The organism is Sedimentitalea sp. (assembly GCF_039973035.1).
Taxonomy (GTDB): domain Bacteria; phylum Pseudomonadota; class Alphaproteobacteria; order Rhodobacterales; family Rhodobacteraceae; genus Sedimentitalea.
This window is the reverse complement of record NZ_JBDWLR010000094.1, coordinates 32,871-49,886: the sequence shown is the minus strand read 5'-3', so window position 1 is coordinate 49,886 and position 17,016 is coordinate 32,871. Positions and strand designations below refer to the sequence as shown.

The following is a 17,016-nucleotide window of genomic DNA, read 5'->3' as shown; positions in this document are numbered from 1 at the left end:
CGCTGTTATCTCCCGGCCCGGCGCAGGGTCGCTGCGCCGCGTCCATTGGTTTCAGGTTGGTGCGTATCGCAATTCGCGTTGCCGCGTGCGTCCAGCTTGCAGCTAACGTCCCGGCGAAAAATCGATGAACCATCGCTGCATTGCAGGTTTCCCGGTTCGCGCATGGTTAATGTCCCGTTTCCGCGCATGCGGCCAGACAACTGCCCTTCGCATCGCACGCCGTTGGTCGAGCGCATGATCTCTGTTCCATTTCCATTCTTGTCAAAACAGATGCGCCAGTATTTGAACCGGGTAATGCGGCGTGTGTTGATGTCGCGCACGGCATAGTCGGACGACAATTGCCAGCACCCTTCCATCACCGAGATATCGTTCTTGTCGAATGCATCCGGAGCCAACCCGCTCGGCGTCGCGGGCTTGGCCGGTGGCTTGGGTGGCGGAGGCGGAGGGGGTGGTGCAGGCGGTTCAGCCTTGCAGACCAGCCCGCCAAGTTTCTGCTCCAATGCGCCGATCCGAATGGCAAGATCGTCGTTGGCGCGATCTACCAGCGCCAAGTCCGCGCGCGTCTGCAGTTTTTCGTCAGAGTCACAAAAGCTGATGGTTGTCCCGGTGAATGGCAGTCGCAGGCCGCAAGATTGCAGCAGCAGATAGACAGACGCCCCGATCACTATGACCAACGCAATCGCCAGAAGGGTTACGGCAAGTCGCATGCCACCTGTTTTTCCACTACACCTGTCTCCTGCGACGTTCCGGGGTGCGACCGCCAATTGTTCGGCGTGATGAAGTCCCGGTTATCAATAGGTTGAGCCTATGCCGGGGGCATCGACAGCCGCAAGGGTCGAGTTTGAGGTTCGGCGGAAAGAAGAGCCAACTCGCATGAGACGGATCATCAAAACGCATATCTGACGATTCTCATGAATTTTTCCCCTGTACCAAGCGCCAATCTTACCCAGTCGAGGAAACGCTGACTGCGGTGTCCACGCGGCGAACCGCGTATCAGCGTATCAACGTATCAATTAAAGTATCGGATGGAATGGCCTTACGGGATCAGGCCGCGCTCCCGCGTGGCAATGGCCCGATTTCGGCATCACCAAATTGAGTCGGTTCGGAAGCAGCTGCCAACGCCTCATCAAAGTAGGTGTGTCGCCCTCGCCCCGTCCGCTTGGAGGCATACAACGCGAGATCCGCCTTGTGCAGCAAATCCGCAGGGTCGCGACCAAAGGATTGCCCCGACAGCACGGAGCCAATGCTCGCCGAGATGGTGCAGACCTGATCTTCAAACGGAACCGGTTCTTGCAGGCGCGTGATAATGCGACCGGCAATGCCGTCCAGCCGGCGCTTGTCACGAAGTCCTTCAAACAGAATCACAAACTCGTCGCCACCAACGCGCGCAACCATGTCCTGATCACGGGTTTCTTCGACCATGATACGTGCGGCCACCTGCAAGACGTGATCGCCGGCGGCGTGCCCCATCGTATCATTCACCGCCTTGAAGAAATCAAGATCAAGGTTCATAAGGGCAAAGGCTTCGGGTCCCGCCGCCATGCGCGACAATACGTGTTCCATTGCCCGGCGGTTCTTTAATCCGGTCAGCGTGTCGGTAAAGGCCTGTTCCTCGGCGGCGATCTTGGCACCCTGCAACCGTTGGTTAAGCTTGCGCGATGCGTCCATCGCGGCGCTCTTTGCTTCGACGAGATAGAGGAGCTCGATGGTCAGATCGGTGGCCGCAAAATCCGCACTGGTCAGCGCGTAGTCCCTGACCGCGTCCAAGACCGAAATTCCGAAAGACAGGTTCAGGATCGCCCCTTGATCCGTCGCAATGGCAACGCCCTTGAGGGCCGTGCGCGGTTCATCCCGCAATTCAAGGTGCAGTTTGGCACCGGCATGCGCCAACAATCCGGTCACGTTCGTGACGGCCCGTGGCCTGGTCAGCTCGAACAGCTCCAGAAACCGCTGCCCGACCATCGGTGTGTCCGGGCGCAGTTTTTGTAACGTCGGACCGGCACCGGTGATATGGCCGGTCTTGTCTAGCATCACATGCATCGGGCACAGGGTAGTGAGCCAAATAGCAAGCTGATCCCGTGCGATCATGGTGTCGCCGCTCCCAGTTCAAAGCTTCGGCCTTTGGCAAACGCCGTTTCGATCAGTGTGATGCTGATGACATCGCGCCCATTACTGCCGCCTGAATGTTCCAGCATCGCAAGCGCACCGTAGTCATCGGCCATCGCGCGCAGCACTCCGACCAACACATCTCCAAATCCCGGAAGGCCGGGAGCGCAGGTCAGGCTGAACCGCCCCGCCGCATGTTCGCGCAGTTCGAGGGCCGGGAGATGCAAATCCGATACCGCAAGCCGCGCCCTGTCAGGCAGATCATCCAGAGAATGCAGGAAATCCAGATAGCTTACACCGCAGAACCGGAGCAATCGGCGCAGCGATTCCGTGTGGGGATTGGACACAAGGAACGTGCCAATATCCTCGAGCACCTCGTTCAGGGGGCGTTCCAGTTCCAAAGCCATGGCATCCAGCAAGCGGCTGGACTGATCCTTGTCATAGATCAACATCGCCTCGAACTCGGGGCTTTCGAAACCAGCAGCTTCGGTCACACGCAACCAACGTTCCGTCCCATAGGTGGCGCAGAAGAACGATTGTAGTGCCTTGTTGACTAGCCCGTGCATATCCGACCCGCTTATTGACCACAGCGACAGTCGCCCGTGGCCGTTAAGAAAGGCCCAACAAATCAAATGCGATCTAGTTTTGCGACTCATTGCGAGGGCGCCAAGAGTTTTCCTCCGACAGCCAGCGCGTTCACGCCGGTCGGTTTCAGATCGAACGCACCATCCTGAACTTCGGAGATTGTCGCGGCGGGCAAACTGGGCCAGCGGCGAGTAGCCGGATCGAACACATCGCGCATGACAAACCCGTCGTCCGCACGCAGCAAAACATGGCTGACCCGGGTTTCGCCATTGTCACCGAAGAACAGGATCATGGCCTGCTCATCCTCCGGAACCGACGGGACAAACGCGCCCTTGACCAAAACACAGCCGGGTCGATCATCGGCGGTCTTGTGACGGCAGCCATTCAACCACAAATTCAGGGCGAATACCGGTAAACTGCGGAGCGTTTCGGCATCCAAAGTCGCGCCGACCGGCCGAACCGGCAGCACATCCAAAAGTTCGGCAACGCGTTCGGGCAAATCGTGATGCTGGACCTCTTGCTCGAATTGATACCGGTTTGTCGCGGCGCGAACATCTACGATACGTTGAACCAAATTCTGGTCGCCCGATGTGTCGGCCATCGTTTCCAATGTTACAAGACCCGTTTGCCCGGCCCTGCCCCATTCATGCGCAAGCGGCCAGAGCGATAGGTGGTCCTGCGAAGCGCTTTCATTTTGGAACCTGTCAATCTGGCTGGCGGTCGAAATTCGATAGATATCCAGCACAGGCGTCATCCACAAAACCGACACTACAATCACCAGCAAAGCTATGCCGACATTGACCTGTCGAATACGTGCCATCCAACCGCTGCGCAGCAAAACTGCGCCACAATAAGTCACGCCATAGGCCAACAAGAATAGTGCCGCGGTCATAGCCAGAATGCGATCCGGCGTCCAACCATACTGGCGCACGCGCAAGATCACCGCCCAGACTGCCAGCGCGGTCAGCAGAGGCATCAGAACCGCAAGAGCCTGCGTCGCGAGCCGTAATCCCAGCGTTTGCACCGCCATCCCGTCATCCCGGTCCAGCGCCATGCTGATCAGCGACACCGCAACTGCCGCTGCGCCCAGCAATGTCCCACCGGCAGAAAACTCTCCGAACAGACGATCCAATCCGCGAAGCGGCACCGCCAGCAGAAACACCGCGACGACCGCCAGAACCAGCGGCACCAGCAGGCGCAGCAAACGCAGCAGCGGATATGGCGACAGGGTCTGGCGGAGTTCCTGAACAACCGCGAGACCAAGGCCAAGCACTGCGCCGCTCAGGCCAAACCGCACCCAGCCCGGACCCAAAAGCGTGTTGATCACCTCGATGTCGACAAGTTCAAGCAGCGCATCGCTGAGAAAGGCAATCAACCAAAACGCAGCCACGAACACCCAGGCCAACGCATAGCGCGCGGTCAGCATCCAGGCCGCATCAAACAGCATGTCGTAACGCAGCACTGCAGAGCGATCCCGCAACCAAACCAGTAAAAAAGGTGTACAAAACAGAACCATCACCGCAGCGACGCTCATCACCACGGGCTCATCCAGCAGATTGGTTGCCTCAACATATCGCGTACCCGCCAAACTGATCAGCAGCGTGAGAAGTATGGCGAAAGCCAAGGCGCCGAGCAATGCGCGCATGATCGCGACAGGACCCGCCAAGGCAAGCGCGACGCAGGCATACGTCGCGACAAAGGCAAAGAGCGCCAGATACAACGCAGGCGGCACCGATGGATCGCCCCATCGTTCGCCCAGCCCCCAGAGCGCCAGACCCGCAAGCCCGCCCAACCCGACCATGATCAGCCGATGCGAAACTCCCGGCATCTGGACGTGGTGCGTTCCGTTGTTCTCCATCGCCACAAGCCTACCGCGCACCTGATGGACAGGCCAGCGCGAATAACCCGATCAAGACAAAACCCGGATCAGAAATCTGTCGGGGCGCCGCCTGCTTCCTTGCGACGGGCAACAAATGCCGCCAGCTCTTCGCGAATGGCCTCATGCATCGGCGGGGCTTCGAAATCAGCGATGATCTGTTTGAACAGAAGATGCGCCCGCTCGGGCGTCCAGACCGCACCAGCGGCTTCCCACCCTTCGTAGTTCTTCCAGTCGCTTAGAAACGGCTGGTAAAACGCCGTGGTATACCGATCCTGTGTGTGCTGAATGCCAAAGAAGTGACCGGCATTGCCCACAGAACGGATTGCGTCGAGTGCAATGTCATCCGGGCCCGTGGCAGTCAGCATCGGGTCCATATAGCGCTGAATTTGCTGCAGGATCTCGCAATCCATGATGAATTTCTCAGGGCTGGCGATCAGCCCACCTTCAAGCCAGCCCGCCGCGTGATAGACCATGTTGGTCCCCGACTGTACCGCCGCCCAGAGGCTGTTTGATGTTTCCCACATCGCTTGCCCGTCCGGCACATTGGCTGCACACACACCACTGGAGCGCATGGGCAACCCGTAAAAGCGTGCAAGTTGCCCGGTCATCTGCGTCGCCCGCATGTATTCCGGCGTGCCAAAGGCCGGGGCACCGGATTTCATGTCGACATTGCTGGTAAAGGTTCCGATGGCGCAGGGCGCGCCGGGGCGGATGTATTGTGCCAGTGCAATGGCAATCAAACCCTCGGCCAGTGACTGCGCCACCGCTCCGGCCATCGTCACCGGCGCCATAGCCCCTGCGAGTGTGAAAGGCGTCACAACGAGGCCCTGACCACGCCGGGCGAGCCGCATCCAGCCATCCAGCATCGGATAGTCATGTTTGAGTGGCGAAGTAGAGTTGATATTCGTGTACATACGCGGAGTTGCGTCGAATTCCTCATGTGTCAGACCACCTGCGATCCGCACCATTTCCATGACATCCTCGACCCGCTCCTTGCCCAGCGAATAGGCATGCATCACCTTGTCGGTGAGCGTCAGTTTGTCATAAAGAACGTCCAGATGTCGCACGCTGGCATGCAGATCAACAGGTTCAACCGGATAGCCGCCTGCAAAATGGATGCAATTGAAATACTGCGTCAGTTTCAACAGGTTGCGACACATTTCACGAGTGCCGGGGACCTTCTTGCCAATCTCCATGTCCCAATAATTCGGGGGCGACGATACATTGCCGAAGAGCAAGGTCTTGCCGCCAACGGTGATTGTCCGGTCCGGATTGCGTGGAGTTAGCGTGAATTCTGACGGCGCCTTTGCGATCATCTCCATGACGAAATCACGCCCGATCCGTACCACATCCCCATCAATCCGCGCGCCTGCCTCGCGGAAAATCTCGAGCGCTTCGGGGTTGAGGATCGCGATCCCGATATCTTCGAGGATTTCCATCGCGCCGAGATGAATGGCGGCAACACCCTCTTCTGTCAGCGGTTCAACGGGCCGGTCGATGTTGATCGGCGGTTTCCAGGGCATCTGCTCAATGACGACACCGCCGCGCCTTGCCGCATTACCCGCCCGACCTCCGCCGCGCCGCCTGCCTGCTGTACCATCCGCCATGATCCGACCTCCGATATGTGCTTGCCATTGAGCAACACCCCAGCCGTGCCTTCCGGTCTGAACGCGACAGGTCTTGTCGTTTTCGTTTTGAGGAGGTCGCTTTCAGCAGTGGAAGTCTAGAGGCCCAGCCAACGGGGCAAATGACCGATATCTGGCAGCACCACATCGGCGAACGGGTCGAGGTCCTCGGCGCCTGCCATGCCGGTCAACACGCCGACGGTTGTCATCCCCGCGTTGCGACCGGCGATCAGGTCATGCGTGCTGTCCCCGACCATCGCGACCTGTGCAGGCAATACATCGACCGCTCGGGTGAAGGCCAACAATTGGCCCGGAGCAGGCTTGGCACCATATCCGCTGTCAAACCCGGCTACAAAATCGAAACACGCCGCCACGCCCGCCGCATTCAGATGTGCAAGCGCCGGCGTCTCGGCATCATTGGTTGCCACGCCGAGCCGCATCCCACTTGCGCGAAGGGCCTGCAAATAAGGAATCAACGGCACCGCCTCGGACTGCGGTGCGGTCTCGGCCTCTTCATTCAGCATGTCGATCACCGCATTTCGCGACATATGTGGCAGGTGCGGCGCCATGGCATCAGCGATCTCGGCCGGTGTTCCGGCGATGACGATACTATCAGGGTGGAATCGCCCGGCAGCCAGATCAAAGCCGATTGCTTCGCCAAGCCGGTGTGCTCGCGCGTCGTCGCCCTGCGTGGCCCGACGCAAAAACGCGCTGGCCCAAGCCTCCCACGTCGCGCCGAATTGAAACAGGGTTCCGTCCTTGTCAAACAAGATGGCCGAGATTGTCACGGGCGCAGCCTTTCACGATTGGGTTTCATCAGGTCCAATGGATCTGCGCCCCACCCGGCAACGCCGCACGGGCCAGCATCGGGTGTTCGAAGGGGAGCGACTCAGCCTCGCAGAACTTCACCACCCAACCATCATCCATCACCAGGAAGTCCAGCACCGAACCGAGGAACTCGGCGTCCCCGGCGCGTGTTCTTAGATCCTGTTCAGAGGCACCGCTAGCCCCCAGAAACACTGGCAAAAGCTCGTCCTGGCCAAGCAGCCATGTCAGGGCCTTGAGAGCGAGAGTTTCGGCGGCATCGGCGGAATATTGCATGGTGCTCTGGCTTTTCCCTGATCGGAAACAGTTTGTTAACGACTCTCATAAACACTTTGAAACAATATTAACGCAAGACATGAAAGGCGCCACGTGTGCAAGGCACCATTCTGATCATCGACGGCGTATCGACCAACCGCATCATGCTGAAGGTTCAGCTGTCTGCGGCCTATTATCATGTGGTCCAAAGCGACGGTATCGACGGGCTCGAGGCCTTGATTCGCCGGACTCGACCGGAACTCATCGTGACAGCGATGAATTTGCCTGACGGTACAGCGCATGACGTGCGGGCGATCCTTAATCGCGACGACGAAATGCGGAGCACACCGATAATTGCTGTGACCGCACACAATGATCGCGCCGCACGATTTGACGCTCTTAAGGGCGGCATTGATGATGTGCTGAGCCAGCCGCTCGACGATTTGATCCTGCAGGCCCGGATCCGGAGCCTAATTCGCGCCAGAAGCAGCACGGAGGAACTGCACTGGTGTGATAGCTCCCCACCGGCAATCGGCTTTGCGGAACCCGCCGCAACCTTTGCCCCGCCATCCAACATCGCTTTGCTGACCAGCCAGCAATGCACGGGCGCGGTCTGGCGCGCGCGGTTGAAGGAACGAACAAGCCACATTCTGCAATGCCATCGGATTGACGACATTCACGCTATGATGACCGGCCAGCCGCCCGATGCGATTGTCGTGGATCTGACCGACACACAGACAGAGCCACCGCTGCGGTTGCTGGTCGACCTCAGATCACGTGCCTTTACCAGTCATGCGGCACTTATTGCCATAGTGCCTGAAACCGCACGCCATCTAGGGGCCGAGGCCCTTGACCGCGGGGCACACGACATCCTGCAAGGCGGTTTCTGCGGCGAAGAGCTTTCGCTGAGAATCGATGCGCAGTTGCGCCGGAAGAAGCAATCAGACCGGTACCGGGATTCTGTCCGCGATGGCCTGCGGGCCGCCGTGCGCGACCCGATGACCGGATTGTTCAATCGCCGATACGCGCTGCCACATTTGGCTGCGACAGCCAACGAGGCCGCGCGAACCGGCAGCAGTTTTGCGGTCATGCTTGCCGATCTCGATCACTTCAAACAGATCAACGACTGCTTTGGCCATCCGGCAGGCGATTCCGTCTTGATCGAAACCGCACGTCGCCTGCAAAGTCAGGTTCGCGCTCGCGACATGATAGCCCGCGTCGGCGGCGAAGAGTTCATGATCGTGATCCCCGAAGCCGACCAGCACAGCGCCACCCATGCAGCCGAGCGACTGTGCCGACAGATCAACGCGTTGCCATTTCATTGCGCCGGCGTTTCCCAGCCGATCAAAGTCACCACGAGCATCGGCGTCGTCGTCGGCGCGCCACCCTGCTCCATGGCGCAGATGCAGCCCGATCAGCATGCCCAGTTACTCATCAGTCAGGCCGATCGCGCCCTTTATGGCGCGAAGCACGCCGGTCGCAATCAGATCTCGCTGATTGGAGTGGCGGCCTGAAACTTGCCTTTGGATGTGCTCTGCACCAAGCACCCCATCGCCGAGGCAAAACACTTGGCGCCCGGTGCCACGTTAAACACCCAACCACCGACCCAATGTTCGAACGCCAACCCGATACACGCTTTTTATCTTGATTGGTGCGCCGGTGTTGGTCAGACTCGGCATCATGTCTGATCAGTCTAACCTCGTTATCCGTCCGCTGCGCGCTGAAGACCGTCCCCAATGGTCCGAGATGTGGACCGCGTATCACGACTTTTACCAGACCAAGGTCGGGCCAGAAGTCCATGACAGCACATTCGCCCGACTGCTAGGGGATGACCCGCAGGATTTCAGCGCCTTTGTTGCCGAGCAGGACGACCGGCTTGTGGGGCTGACACATTATCTGTTTCACCGCCACGCCTGGAAGATCGAAGACGTATGTTATCTGCAAGACCTTTATGCCCGCTCGGAATGCCGGGGAACCGGTGTCGGTCGTGCGTTGATCGAGGCGGTTTATGATGCGGCGGACCAGAACGGCACGCCAAGTGTTTACTGGCTTACACAGGATTTCAATGAAACCGCCCGAAAGCTGTATGATCGCATCGCAAACGTAACACCATTTATCCGTTACCAACGCCCATGATCCGTATCGCCATCTTTCTTGTTGTTGCCGTTGTTGCCGGGTGCAGCGCCAGACCGTTGGGCGACACTCCGACCCGCGCCGCAATCGCCGAGTCAAGCCTGCCGCCGATGAAGGGCTTTGCATCCACACGTCCAAGCGCGCCGAGACAATCCAATGCCAACATCGCCGCCGACTTCCTGTCGTTGCATTTCGAACTGGAAAGCGGCCGCAGCCTGCCGGTGTTTACCCGGTTTGAGGGCCCGATCACCGTGCGGGTCACCGGCAAGCCACCCGCAAGCCTAGAGCCGGATTTGCGCCGACTGCTTGACCGCCTCCGCCAAGAGGCCGGTCTCCAGATCAGACAGGTTCAGGGCAACAGCGCGAGTATCACCATTCAAGCGGTCAGCCGGGCCGAGATTCGCCGCGCCCTGCCACAAGCCGCGTGTTTCGTCGTGCCGAATGTGTCCAGTATCGAAGAGTTCCGCCGAAAACGCCGCAGTGCGGGTACCAACTGGTCAACGCTGCGCGAACGCGAAAAGATGGCGATCTTTCTGCCCTATGATTCCACGCCACAGGAAATCCGCGATTGTCTGCACGAAGAACTTGCACAGGCGCTTGGCCCGCTCAATGATCTCTACCGTCTGTCCAATTCGGTGTTCAACGATGACAACGTGCATACCGTTCTCACCGGGTTTGACATGCTGATCCTGCGCACCGCCTATGCGCCCGAAATCTATAGCGGCATGACCAAGGCCGAAGTCGCGACAGAACTGCCCGACATCCTGTCCCGCATCAATCCGGGCGGTAATCGCCTTCCGGCGCAGGCCATTGCACCGACACCGCGGAGTTGGATCGACTCGGTGCAGATTGTCCTCGGACCGGGTGCTGGAACGTCCGAACGCCGCAATGCCGCGCAATCCGCAGCGGCAACAGCGCAACAACTTGGCTGGCAAGATCACCGCCGCGCCTTTGGCTATTACATGCTTGGTCGGATGACCCAGCTCGACGATGCCGAACTTGCGCAGCAGTATTATGCCAGTGCAATCAGCTACCTGCGCCGTGCTCCAGGTACAGAGCTTCATCAGGCCTATATCGTCACTCAAACGGCCGCATATGCGGTTTCGCGCGATGAAGGCTCCGAAGCGCTACGCCAGATCGAACCCTATCTGGATGTCGCCGCGCGCTCGGAAAATGCGGCCTTGCTGGCAACGCTCATGCTACTCAAGGCCGAAGCGCTGGATCAGACCGGCCAGAGCGACGCGGCACGCACCGTCAGGCTGGACAGTGTGGGATGGGCAAGATACGGCTTTGGCACGGATTGGGCGGTACGGGCGAAGATGCAGGAAATTGCATCGCTGAACCCTCAAAACAGGCGCAATGGCCAATCAAACGGGTAACAGACGATGATCGTGATCGCAGGTGTTCTGCTGGGGGCCGCATTTGGTGCGGTTCTCGCCAAGAAAAACGGCGGTAAAGCCGCTGATATCGCGCAATATGCCGCCGCTTCGGCAATGGCATTCGGGATCGTTGCCATGATCGCGACTGTGCTGATTGATCGGATCGCGGGCTGACGCGATGTTTGTACCCTTCTACGAAAACCTCCGCAAAGCCGGCATCCCCGTCTCGCTGCGTGAATACCTGAGCTTTCTCGAAGGCATGAAGGTCGGGCTAACCACCTATGACGTCGAGGCGTTCTACTACCTGGCCCGCGTGTCGATGGTGAAGGACGAGCGCAATATCGACAAGTTCGACCGCGCCTTTGCCACCAGTTTCAAAGGTCTGGAACAGATCAGTTTTCAACAGGTCATGGAAGCCGTCGATATTCCTGGTGAATGGCTGCGCAAGATGACAGAGAAACACCTGTCAGCCGAGGAAAAAGCCGAGATTGAGGCGCTTGGTGGGTTCGAAAAGCTGATGGAGACGCTGAAAGAGCGCCTGAAAGAACAGGAAGGTCGTCACCAAGGCGGCAACAAATGGATCGGCACCGGCGGCACCAGCCCGTTTGGCGCCTATGGTTACAACCCCGAAGGCGTGCGCATCGGCCAGAAGGAAAGCCGCCACCAACGTGCGGTCAAGGTCTGGGACAAGCGTGAGTTCAAGAACCTCGACGACACGGTTGAACTGGGCACACGTAACATCAAGGTGGCATTGAAACGGCTGCGCAATTGGGCCCGCGAAGGCGCAGCCGAAGAACTGGATATGGACGGAACCATCCGCGCCACGGCAGAGCACGGTTACCTTGACGTGAAAACCAGACCCGAGCGCCACAACGCGGTCAAGGTTGTCTTGTTTCTGGATATCGGCGGATCAATGGACCCGCATGTCAAAGTGGTTGAAGAACTGTTTTCCGCCGCCCGCAGCGAATTCAAGCATCTGGAATACTACTACTTTCACAATTGCCTCTACGAAGGCGTCTGGCGCGACAATCGGCGTCGCTGGGACGCGCAAACACCGACACATGAAGTCCTGCGAACCTATGGCCCCGACTACAAGTGTATTTTTGTCGGCGACGCCTCGATGAGCCCCTATGAGATCGCCTATCCCGGTGGCGCCAACGAACATTGGAACGCAGAGGCTGGCAGCGTCTGGTTGCAACGGGCGCGCGAACAATGGAGCAGCAATCTTTGGGTTAATCCGGTGCCGGAGAAATACTGGTCCTACACCCATTCGATTCAGATGATCCAAGAGATCTTCGCCGATCAGATGGTCCCCATGACGCTCGACGGGTTGAGCCGCGGGATGAAAGCGCTGACGCGCTAGTCCCGTATAACTTTGGTAAAACAGGTCTTTGCACAGGTCAGCAGTCTGCATAGGCTGATCGCATGTCCGACGCGCCCATCACCAACATCGATCTGAAATCGTTTACCGCCGATCCCTACCCCACGCTCGCGCAGATGCGGCGCAGTGCGCCCATCACCTATGTGCCGCAACTCGGGGCAACGCTGATTACCCGGCGTGATGATGTCCACGCTCAGGAAAAACGGATCGACGTGTTTTCTTCGGTGCAGCCCGAGGGGTTGATGACCCAATTGATGGGTGAAAACATGATGCGCAAGGATGGTGCGCAGCATCAGCATGAACGGCGCATCTTGTTTCCCGCACTCAGCCCGCGCACGGTTCAGGATCATTGGAAACCGATCTTTGAACGTGCCGCGCTGTCGATCCTGCAGGATCTGCACCCCAAAGGCGCGTGTGATCTCGTCCGGGACTATGCGATGCCGGTGTCCGCCGAAGCACTCAAGGCAATCACCGGACTGACCGACATGCAGGCGGCCGAGATGGACGGCGTCAGTCAGGCGATGATCGACGGCTGCGCCAATTACGGTGGCGATCCGGACATCACCACACGCTGCAACACGGCGACTGCGTTGATTGATGCCCATATCGACCGGATGCAGGACGCCCCTCCACCCCGGTCGGCGCTGGATGTACAATTGCAGGCGGGCCTTGCCGATGCGAACATTCGCGCGAACATCAAACTGATCATTTCAGGAGGTCAGAACGAACCGCGTGACGCGATCGCCGGAACGATTTGGGCCTTGCTCACCCACCCGGACCAACTGCGACTGATCCTCGATGGTCAGGCAAAGTTCGCACAGGCCTTTACCGAATACGCTCGCTGGATCAGCCCGATAGGCATGTCGCCCCGGCGCATCGCCCGAACCGAGACCGTTCAGGGCGTGACGTTTGAGCCAGAGGACAAGGCGTTTCTGATGTTCGGTTCCGCCTGTCGCGACGAAGCACACTTTGACAACCCGGACAGCTTTGACATCACGCGCAACACCCAGCCCGCAATCAGCTTTGGGGCCGGACCACATTTCTGCGCAGGTGCTGCAGCGTCGCGATCTCTGATTGCAGAGGTGGCTTTGCCTTTAGCATTCAAGCACCTGAAAAACCTTCAGATTACCGTGGAGGTTCCCTTCACCGGTTGGGCCTTTCGCGGCCCCACCCACATGCCGGTGAGATGGGACTGCTGATGCCATTGCATTTTGACGCCGCCGAATATGCCACCCGCCAGTCTGCTGCCACCCGCGCTGTTCAGGAGGCCGGTCTCGACGCATTGTTGATGTTCGCGCCGGAAAGCCATTTCTGGATTTGTGGATATGACACATTCGGGTTTGCAATGTTTCAATGCCTCGTTCTGACGGCCGACGGTGATTTGCACCTGTTGACCCGTCTGCCGGACATGCGCCAGGCGCAACTGACCTCGACACTGCCAGATGATCACATTCATATCTGGCCAGAACATCAGGGGGCAACGCCTGCGGAAAACCTACGGTCCCTGCTTGCCGATCTGGGCGTGGCACAGGGGCGCATAGGATTTGAAAGCCAGACCGCAGGGTTGACCGATGCGAACGGCCAATTGCTGCGCGCGGCGCTGCCCGATCTGATCGACGCCTCTGCTCTAATCCGGGATTTGCGGCGGGTAAAATCAGCTGCCGAAATATCCATGCATCGTCGGGCGGCGAACCTCTCGGATGATGCGCTGGATGCCGCTGTTGAGGCCACAGGAGCAGGCGCGTTTGAAGGTAACATTCTTGCGGCAATGCAGGGCGCGGTGTTCAAGGGCGGTGGCGATTACGCTGGCAACGAATTCATCCTTGGATCGGGCCCCGGCGCCCTGCTCTGCCGCTATTACTCCGGTCGCAGACATCTGGATGCACAGGATCAGCTCACGTTGGAGTGGTCGGGCGCCTATGCCCGATATCATGCGGCGATGATGCGCACGCTGGTCATCGGAAGTCCCGATCCCCGACAACGCGCGATGCAGGACGCGGCTGAAGAAGCTCTCGCCGCCTGCGAAGCGGCCATTCAACCCGGCAACCCAATGGGCGATGTGTATGACGCGCATGCCCGCGTCTTTGATGCGCATGGGTTTGCAGAGTCCCGATTGCAGGCCTGCGGCTATGGGATGGGCGCGGTCTATACGCCGATCTGGGTGGACTTTCCGATGTTCTACGAAGGCAACCCGCTGGTCATGCAGGAAAATCAGGTCTTCTTTCTTCACATGGTCCTGATGGATAGCGATGCAGGTCTTGCAATGTGCCTCGGTCATAGCGTGCTTGTGACCGCAACCGGTGCCGAGCGACTGTCGCGACATGGAACCGAATTGATCACCTGCTGATCACTTGCCGAAGGGCAGTTCAAGGACCATATCTTATACATGCTCAAGTTCACGCCGATCCTCCTGGCCATTCTTTATGCTCTGGCGATGTATCGCTTCTCTGTCTGGCGGACGGGCAAGGAACTTGACCAGAAATCAACCGAACTTGCCGATCCCCATCTCAAGCGGCTGACCGACAGGCTCGCCGCCTCGCTCGATCTGCATCGGATCCCGGTTTACGTCTACGAGATCGACCCGGTAAACGGGCTGGCCGCGCCGGATGGGCGGATCTTCATCACACGTGGATTTTATCGCAAGTTTCAGAACGGCGACGTGACGGGTGAAGAGATGGCCAGCGTCATCGCCCATGAACTGGGCCATGTGGCCTTGGGTCATGCCCGTCGCCGCATGATTGATTTTTCAGGTCAAAACGCGTTGCGCACCGCGCTGATCATGGTGCTCGGGCGGTTCATACCCTTTGTCGGCATCTGGATTGCGAACATGCTGACCAGCTTGCTTGCCGCCGGGCTATCGCGTTCGGATGAATACGAGGCGGATGCCTATGCTGCCGCCCTGCTGACCAAAGCCGGCATTGGCGTCGAACCACAGAAATCCCTGTTTCGCAAACTTGACGCGCTGACCGAACAGCGGGCCGGTATGGCCCCGGCCTGGTTGCTGAGCCATCCGCATACCGATCAGCGGATCGAGGCGCTCGAGCAACTGGAACGCCAGTGGCACGCCCCCGGCTAAGGTCAGGAACCGCGACCGACCGCCTTGGCTAGTCGCGGCAATCTTGCCTTTTTCAAAAGCGACCGCATCTCCCAATTGTCACCAGACAACCGACGGGCCTCTGCAAGGACACGTTCGGCAACCGAAGTGATCCCGTCGGGATCGATTTGCCACAACGAATGCAGAAAGCCGTCGGGATCGAGCCGCTTCAGACCTTGCTCATCCAACGTACGACGCGGAAAGTCCTTGGCGTTCAGGGTCATGATCGCATCAGCCGAACTTGCAACCGCAACGGCGAGCACATGGACATCGGCTGGATCGGGCAACCACAGTCGCTGCTCCAACCCCGATGCGGGCGGGTATTCGGCATCCGGCCAGGCATTGCGCAACAACGCGATTTCCGCCCGCGCCTGCGCCTCGCCCTGTGGCCCCAGCTTGATCGCCGCCCGCGCCCACTCTTCCAGTATCCGCGCCGACCACACTGGCACGAAATGCCCTGCTCGGGCGGCCCCAAGAACAACTTCGCGCATCACCGTCGGGTAGAGCACGCAGGTGTCGATAACGATCTTCACAGGCGAAAGAACAACGACTTGAGATAGCCACTTTCAGCAAGCTGCGGAAGTTGCGGATGATCCGGTCCGGCAAACCCCGTGTGGATCAGCTGTGCCTGCCGCCCGCCGCGTCCGATACCGCGCGAGCTTGCGGCGTGGAATCGAGCGAGATCAGCCGCATGCGAACAGGAACACAGGCACAGATAGCCTCCATCGGCCACCAAGGGTGCCGCCAGCTTGGCAATACGTTCATAGGCGCGCAAACCCGGTTCAAGCGCGGATTTGGATGGTGCAAAGGCGGGCGGATCGCAGATCACCACGTCAAACTCTGCGCCCTCGCTGCCAAGTGCGGTCAGAACGTCAAACGCATCCCCCTGCCGCGTCGCAAACCGTTCGGACATCCCGGCCGCTGCGGCACCCTGTTCAGCAAGCGCAAGCGCCGGGGCAGAGCCATCTACCGACAACGCTGTCGTCGCGCCGCCCGCAAGCGCGGCAAGGGCAAAGCCGCCGACATGGGAAAACACATCCAGAACCCGTGCGCCGGAGGCGAGCCGTGCTGCAAAGGCATGGTTGGGTCCTTGGTCAAAGAACAACCCGGTCTTCTGGCCGCCCGTCAGATCCGCCATATAGATCGCGCCATTCATCGGCACCGGGATCGGTGCGTCAGGGGCTGACCCGCGCAACACGCCCGACACGTCATCCAGCCCCTCAAGCGCCCGCGTGCGTCCGCCAGCGTTTTTCAGGACAGTCGCGACACCGGTGGTTTCGATCAGGGCTTCGGTCAGCGTTTCCAGATGGGCTTCGGCCCAGGCGGCGTTGGGTTGTACAACGCAGATGTCTCCGAACCGGTCGATGATGATACCGGGCAGACCGTCCGCCTCGGCGTGGACAAGCCGATAAAACGGGTCAGGAAACAGGCGTTCCCGCAACCGCAGAGCCTTTGTCAGCCGCTGTACGAACCAGTTCTTGTCCAACGGTATGGATATGTCGCGCTCCAGCATCCGGCAGATGATCTTTGAGTCGGGATTGACCGCGACAAGGCCCAGCGGACTGCGTTTGTCATCCTCAAGCACGGCAATTGTGCCCGCAGTCAGGGCGCGTGTGCGCCGGTCTGTCACCAGGTCACTGGCATAGACCCAAGGAAAGCCGTGGCGGACGCCACGAGCATTGGCCTTGGGTTTGAGGCGTACACGAGGCAGGTCGGGGGTTGGCAAGGTATCTGTCATGCCGCCCTCATAGCCG

17 protein-coding genes are annotated in these 17,016 nt (G+C 59.3%); 8 read left to right on the top strand and 9 right to left on the bottom strand.

What is annotated here, in order from left to right:
- Positions 1–5: 5 nt before the first annotated feature.
- From ABJO75_RS25250 to ABJO75_RS25220, 7 genes are all read right to left on the bottom strand, one after another.
- Positions 6–707 carry a hypothetical protein gene (locus ABJO75_RS25250; RefSeq protein WP_348133122.1) on the bottom strand — a complete coding sequence of 234 codons (702 nt, stop codon included), beginning with the start codon at positions 705–707 and terminating at the stop codon, positions 6–8.
- A 337-nt stretch (positions 708–1,044) separates the two neighbouring features.
- Positions 1,045–2,088, bottom strand: coding sequence for a diguanylate cyclase (locus ABJO75_RS25245; RefSeq protein WP_348133125.1), 1,044 nt, complete (start codon positions 2,086–2,088; stop codon positions 1,045–1,047).
- Entirely contained in the window at positions 2,085–2,672 is a 588-nt protein-coding gene (locus ABJO75_RS25240; RefSeq protein ID WP_348133128.1) for a heme NO-binding domain-containing protein, read from the bottom strand. Before ABJO75_RS25240 ends, ABJO75_RS25245 begins: the two co-directional genes overlap by 4 nt.
- An 86-nt stretch (positions 2,673–2,758) precedes the next feature.
- A complete protein-coding gene (locus tag ABJO75_RS25235) occupies positions 2,759–4,549 on the bottom strand; it encodes a hypothetical protein (protein ID WP_348133131.1) in 1,791 nt (596 codons plus the stop codon).
- A gap of 68 nt (positions 4,550–4,617) precedes the next feature.
- Positions 4,618–6,177: a trimethylamine methyltransferase family protein gene (locus ABJO75_RS25230; protein ID WP_348133134.1), complete on the bottom strand. Its 1,560-nt coding sequence runs from the start codon at positions 6,175–6,177 to the stop codon at positions 4,618–4,620.
- Positions 6,178–6,293: 116 nt separating this feature from the next.
- Positions 6,294–6,983 (bottom strand): HAD family hydrolase, encoded by a 690-nt coding sequence (locus ABJO75_RS25225; RefSeq protein ID WP_348133137.1) that lies wholly within the window; start codon positions 6,981–6,983, stop codon positions 6,294–6,296.
- Positions 6,984–7,011: 28 nt separating this feature from the next.
- The gene (locus tag ABJO75_RS25220; protein ID WP_348133140.1) at positions 7,012–7,296 is read right to left on the bottom strand and encodes a DUF3572 domain-containing protein; all 285 of its coding nucleotides are present in this window, start codon (positions 7,294–7,296) and stop codon (positions 7,012–7,014) included.
- Between the two features lie 95 nt (positions 7,297–7,391).
- On the opposite strand from ABJO75_RS25220, the gene ABJO75_RS25215 reads away from it, so the two are divergent.
- From ABJO75_RS25215 to ABJO75_RS25180, 8 genes are all read left to right on the top strand, one after another.
- Positions 7,392–8,789, top strand: coding sequence for a diguanylate cyclase (locus tag ABJO75_RS25215; protein ID WP_348133142.1), 1,398 nt, complete (start codon positions 7,392–7,394; stop codon positions 8,787–8,789).
- 166 nt (positions 8,790–8,955) lie between these two features.
- A complete protein-coding gene (locus tag ABJO75_RS25210; protein WP_348133144.1) occupies positions 8,956–9,411 on the top strand; it encodes a GNAT family N-acetyltransferase in 456 nt (151 codons plus the stop codon).
- Positions 9,408–10,787: a DUF2927 domain-containing protein gene (locus ABJO75_RS25205; RefSeq protein WP_348133147.1), complete on the top strand. Its 1,380-nt coding sequence runs from the start codon at positions 9,408–9,410 to the stop codon at positions 10,785–10,787. Before ABJO75_RS25210 ends, ABJO75_RS25205 begins: the two co-directional genes overlap by 4 nt.
- A gap of 6 nt (positions 10,788–10,793) precedes the next feature.
- Entirely contained in the window at positions 10,794–10,961 is a 168-nt protein-coding gene (locus ABJO75_RS25200; protein ID WP_348133149.1) for a hypothetical protein, read from the top strand.
- Positions 10,962–10,965: 4 nt separating this feature from the next.
- Complete coding sequence (locus tag ABJO75_RS25195; protein ID WP_348133152.1) at positions 10,966–12,150, top strand: VWA domain-containing protein; 1,185 nt, start codon at positions 10,966–10,968, stop codon at positions 12,148–12,150.
- Between the two features lie 62 nt (positions 12,151–12,212).
- The gene (locus tag ABJO75_RS25190; RefSeq protein WP_348133155.1) at positions 12,213–13,367 is read left to right on the top strand and encodes a cytochrome P450; all 1,155 of its coding nucleotides are present in this window, start codon (positions 12,213–12,215) and stop codon (positions 13,365–13,367) included.
- The gene (locus tag ABJO75_RS25185; protein ID WP_348133158.1) at positions 13,367–14,515 is read left to right on the top strand and encodes a Xaa-Pro peptidase family protein; all 1,149 of its coding nucleotides are present in this window, start codon (positions 13,367–13,369) and stop codon (positions 14,513–14,515) included. The genes ABJO75_RS25190 and ABJO75_RS25185 overlap by 1 nt, the downstream gene beginning before the upstream one ends.
- A 39-nt stretch (positions 14,516–14,554) precedes the next feature.
- Positions 14,555–15,244: a M48 family metalloprotease gene (locus tag ABJO75_RS25180; protein WP_348133161.1), complete on the top strand. Its 690-nt coding sequence runs from the start codon at positions 14,555–14,557 to the stop codon at positions 15,242–15,244.
- A gap of 2 nt (positions 15,245–15,246) precedes the next feature.
- On the opposite strand, the gene ABJO75_RS25175 is transcribed toward ABJO75_RS25180, so the two are convergent.
- The gene (locus ABJO75_RS25175) at positions 15,247–15,795 is read right to left on the bottom strand and encodes a PIN domain-containing protein (RefSeq protein WP_348133164.1); all 549 of its coding nucleotides are present in this window, start codon (positions 15,793–15,795) and stop codon (positions 15,247–15,249) included.
- Positions 15,792–17,000: a class I SAM-dependent rRNA methyltransferase gene (locus ABJO75_RS25170; protein ID WP_348133167.1), complete on the bottom strand. Its 1,209-nt coding sequence runs from the start codon at positions 16,998–17,000 to the stop codon at positions 15,792–15,794. The genes ABJO75_RS25175 and ABJO75_RS25170 overlap by 4 nt, the downstream gene beginning before the upstream one ends.
- Positions 17,001–17,016 lie beyond the last annotated feature (16 nt).